This window comes from uncultured Anaerococcus sp. (assembly GCF_963510575.1).
Classification (GTDB): Bacteria; Bacillota; Clostridia; order Tissierellales; family Peptoniphilaceae; genus Anaerococcus.
This window is the reverse complement of sequence record NZ_CAUPFR010000140.1, coordinates 1-3399: the sequence shown is the minus strand read 5'-3', so window position 1 is coordinate 3399 and position 3399 is coordinate 1. Positions and strand designations below refer to the sequence as shown.

The 3399-nt window shown below is 35.0% G+C and carries 3 protein-coding genes and 1 pseudogene; all 4 read right to left on the bottom strand.

Annotated features, from left to right (window positions below):
* Positions 1-249, bottom strand: a pseudogene (locus RQ907_RS08190) (ComF family protein); the annotation flags it as partial.
* Positions 239-736 carry an ATP-dependent RecD-like DNA helicase gene (locus tag RQ907_RS08185; RefSeq protein WP_311492882.1) on the bottom strand — a complete coding sequence of 166 codons (498 nt, stop codon included), beginning with the start codon at positions 734-736 and terminating at the stop codon, positions 239-241. The pseudogene RQ907_RS08190 and the gene RQ907_RS08185, both read right to left, overlap by 11 nt.
* Before the next feature lie 33 nt (positions 737-769).
* Positions 770-2452, bottom strand: a complete 1683-nt coding sequence (locus tag RQ907_RS08180; RefSeq protein WP_311492881.1) for an AAA family ATPase — start codon at positions 2450-2452, stop codon at positions 770-772.
* A gap of 2 nt (positions 2453-2454) precedes the next feature.
* The coding region (gene murA, locus RQ907_RS08175) for a UDP-N-acetylglucosamine 1-carboxyvinyltransferase (RefSeq protein ID WP_311492880.1) at positions 2455-3399 on the bottom strand (945 nt) is incomplete at its 5' end.

The window sequence follows — 3399 nt, the reverse complement described above, 5'->3', positions numbered from 1 at the left end:
ATCATAAACTATATCAGATAAAATCCTTGAAAATTCAGTCCTTCTTTCAAATTTATAAAGACCAATTAATTTTTTAAAAAACTCATTATAAAAATAAATAGCATGGCACTCATAATCTCCTAGCAAAAACTTGTTATCAACATAGTCTAATTTTTCATAGCAATCCCTGCAAAGACCATACTTATAAATGTATTCGCTTTGGCAAAATGTGCAGGTATTTTTATCTAAAAACAAACAATCAATCAGCAAGGATTTTCTCCATTTCATTTATCCAATAAGAAAGGTTAGAATTTCTGTCATTTGATCTGTTATTGTCAACCATTTTTTTAATATAGACCTTTTCTCCAAGTAAAATCACAAGTTTTTTTGCTCTGGTTACTCCAGTATAAAGCAAGTTCCTAGTTAAAAGCATAGGTGCCACCTGCATCATAGGAATAATCACACATTTAAATTCAGATCCCTGGGACTTGTGAACTGTGATTGCGTAAGATAAGTCCAAATCTTTTATATCTTCTTTTTTATATTTGACAATTTTTCCATCATCAAATTCAACCTTAAGACTCTCTTCGTTGGTATCTATATCGGTTATGATACCTATATCTCCATTGTAGACTCCATCGTCGTTTGAAACGTTGTTTATAGCCTTTAAATCGTAGTTATTTCTAACCTGCATGACCTTATCGTGAAGTTTAAATGTCCTGTCATTTAATTTTAGAAATAATTTTTCTTTATTAATTGCTTCCTTTTATTTGATATGCTAATATGTTAATTAGAATAATTTTTCTTTATTTATTGATGCCTGGATGGCCTTATTTTTGGCATCTACTCCCCATTGAGTCTTTCTGGATAAGGCTAAAACCTGAATATCTTTGACTGGGTCAAACTTATAAAAATTAGGCAACCTGTCTTTTATAAGAGCCAACAAGGCTTGGTTAAAATCAACCCTACTTGTATCTATAAAGAAAAAATCCTTGTCAGGTTGGTTTAGGATTGGGTATTGGCCCTCATTAATCCTGTGAGCATTGACAATAATATTGGACTCTCCAGCCTGCCTAAATATTTTCTTTAACCTTATCGACTTGGCTTTTGAATTTAAAAGGTCCGACAAAACATTTCCTGGACCTACTGATGGCAATTGGTCGCTATCACCAACTAAAATAAGAGCAGTAGATTCACCAATAGCATCTAGTAAACTTTTCATCAAGAAAATATCAACCATACTCATCTCATCTACAATAATGTAGTCTTTTTCGATTGGATTTTCTTCGTTGTATTCAGCTATAGGCATATCTGGCCTTATTCCAACTAGCCTGTGGATAGTATTGGCCTCACTGTCGGTTGCTTCTTGCATACGCTTTGCTGCCCTTCCTGTAGGTGCTGCAAGGGCATAAGATAATTCATTCTTATCTAAAATACTTGTAATAGCATTTATTATTGTAGTTTTTCCTGTACCTGGTCCACCAGTTATGACCAAAAGCATATTATTAAAGGCAGCCTCAATGGCTTGTTTTTGCTCATCAGAATAAGCTCTTAAATCTTCATTTATCGTAACATCAAAAATGTAAGCTTCCTTGATTTTTTTTGCAAGATTCATGGCAACAGATTTCTCTGCCTTATAAAGGCTTCTAGAATAAACATAGGATTTTTCGTCAATTTCAACAAGCTCAAGTTTCCCAGATAAGATATCCTCTTGAATTTGTTCCTCTATCAAGTTTTTATCAGCCTTTAAAAGTTTACTTGCTTCATCTACAAGCTGTGACATCTCAAGACTGGTATGGCCGTTAAAATCTGCCTCATATTCAATTACATAAGTCAAACCAGCTGATATCCTAAAGGCAGAATTTGTTTCCATTTGCATGTTGCGTGCCAAGGCATCTGCCATATTAAAACCAATTCCTTTAATATCTTCAATTAACTTATAAGGATTAGACTTTACAATATCTATGGTATTTTCTCCATACTTATTATAAATTTTCATGGATAAATTATAAGAAATCCTAAGACTTTGAAGAAATTCTAAACTCCTCCTAGAATCCCTAGTTTCTTCAGCAGATTCTTTAATATCAGCGAGTTTCTTTTTGCCAATTCCCTCTACCTTCAAAAGCATATCAGGATTTTTATATAAGATATCCAAAGAATTATTCCCAAAAACATCATAAATTGCCTCGGCAGTTTTTTTGCCAATTCCCCTAATATTTCCACTTGAAAGATACTTTATTATAGATTCTTTGTCTGAAGGCTTTTTGAGTCTTACATTCTTGACATTTATTTGCTCTCCGTACTTATCATGGAAAGTAAAATCACCTTCTACTTCTATCCTATCGCCTTCATTAAAAAAGGGCATAGTCCCAACAATAGTTATATCAGAATCAAGAGTTTCAAGCGTCATTACGCTATAACCGCTTTCATCATTCCTATACCTAATGTTAGTTACTATGCCTTCTAATTTCATTATTATTCTACCGTTACTCTCTTTATATCAGCGCCGAGTTTAGTTAATTTCTCAACTAAGTTTGAATATCCCCTATCTATATGATAGATATCAAAAACCCTAGTAGTGCCCTTTGCGACAAGACCAGCCATTACAAGGGCTGCACCTGCCCTAAGGTCAGTTGCTTTTACATCAGCACCGTGAAGTTGCTTAACACCTGCTATAGTTGCTCTATTTCCTGAAGTAGCAATAACCGCACCCATTTTCATAAGTTCCTCAACGTGCATAAACCTATTTTCAAAAACAGTTTCTTGGATCCTGCTTTCACCCTCACAAACTGTCATGAGAGCCATAAATTGAGCTTGAGCATCTGTTGGAAAACCAGGATATGGTAGGGTCTGGATATTTGTTGACTTTAGTCTTTTTGGTGCCTTTACAATTATCTTATCCTCATCCTCGATTTCTTCTACATCTACACCCATCTCCACAAGTTTTGCTATTACAGGTCTAATGTGAGAACCTATTACGTTATTAATTAAAACCTCACCCCTAGTCATCGCTGCAGCTGTCATATAAGTAGCTGCTTCAATCCTATCTGGAATAATAGTGTGTCGAGTACCTGTAAGTTTTTCTACACCTTCAATTACAATTGTAGATGTACCTGCGCCCTTGATGTTTGCCCCCATTTTTGAAAGAAAAGATGCAAGGTCAACTATTTCTGGCTCCTTTGCAGCATTTTCTAGGGTAGTCTTACCCTTAGCAAGACAAGCTGCCATCATAATATTTTGGGTTGCTCCAACTGATGGAAAATCAAGATAAATTTCTGTTCCTACAAGTCCATTTTTAGCTACAATCGCAATCTCATCATCATTTACAGTATTAACTGCTCCAAGAGCTTCGAATCCTTTTAGGTGAAGGTCAATCGGACGACTACCTATATTGCAACCACCCGGTGCCTTGGTATAAGC

Excerpts from the sequence above, each read along its gene's own strand:
- RQ907_RS08180 (WP_311492881.1), bottom strand. The coding sequence starts at position 2,452 with ATGAAATTAGAAGGCATAGTAACTAACATTAGGTATAGGAATGATGAA.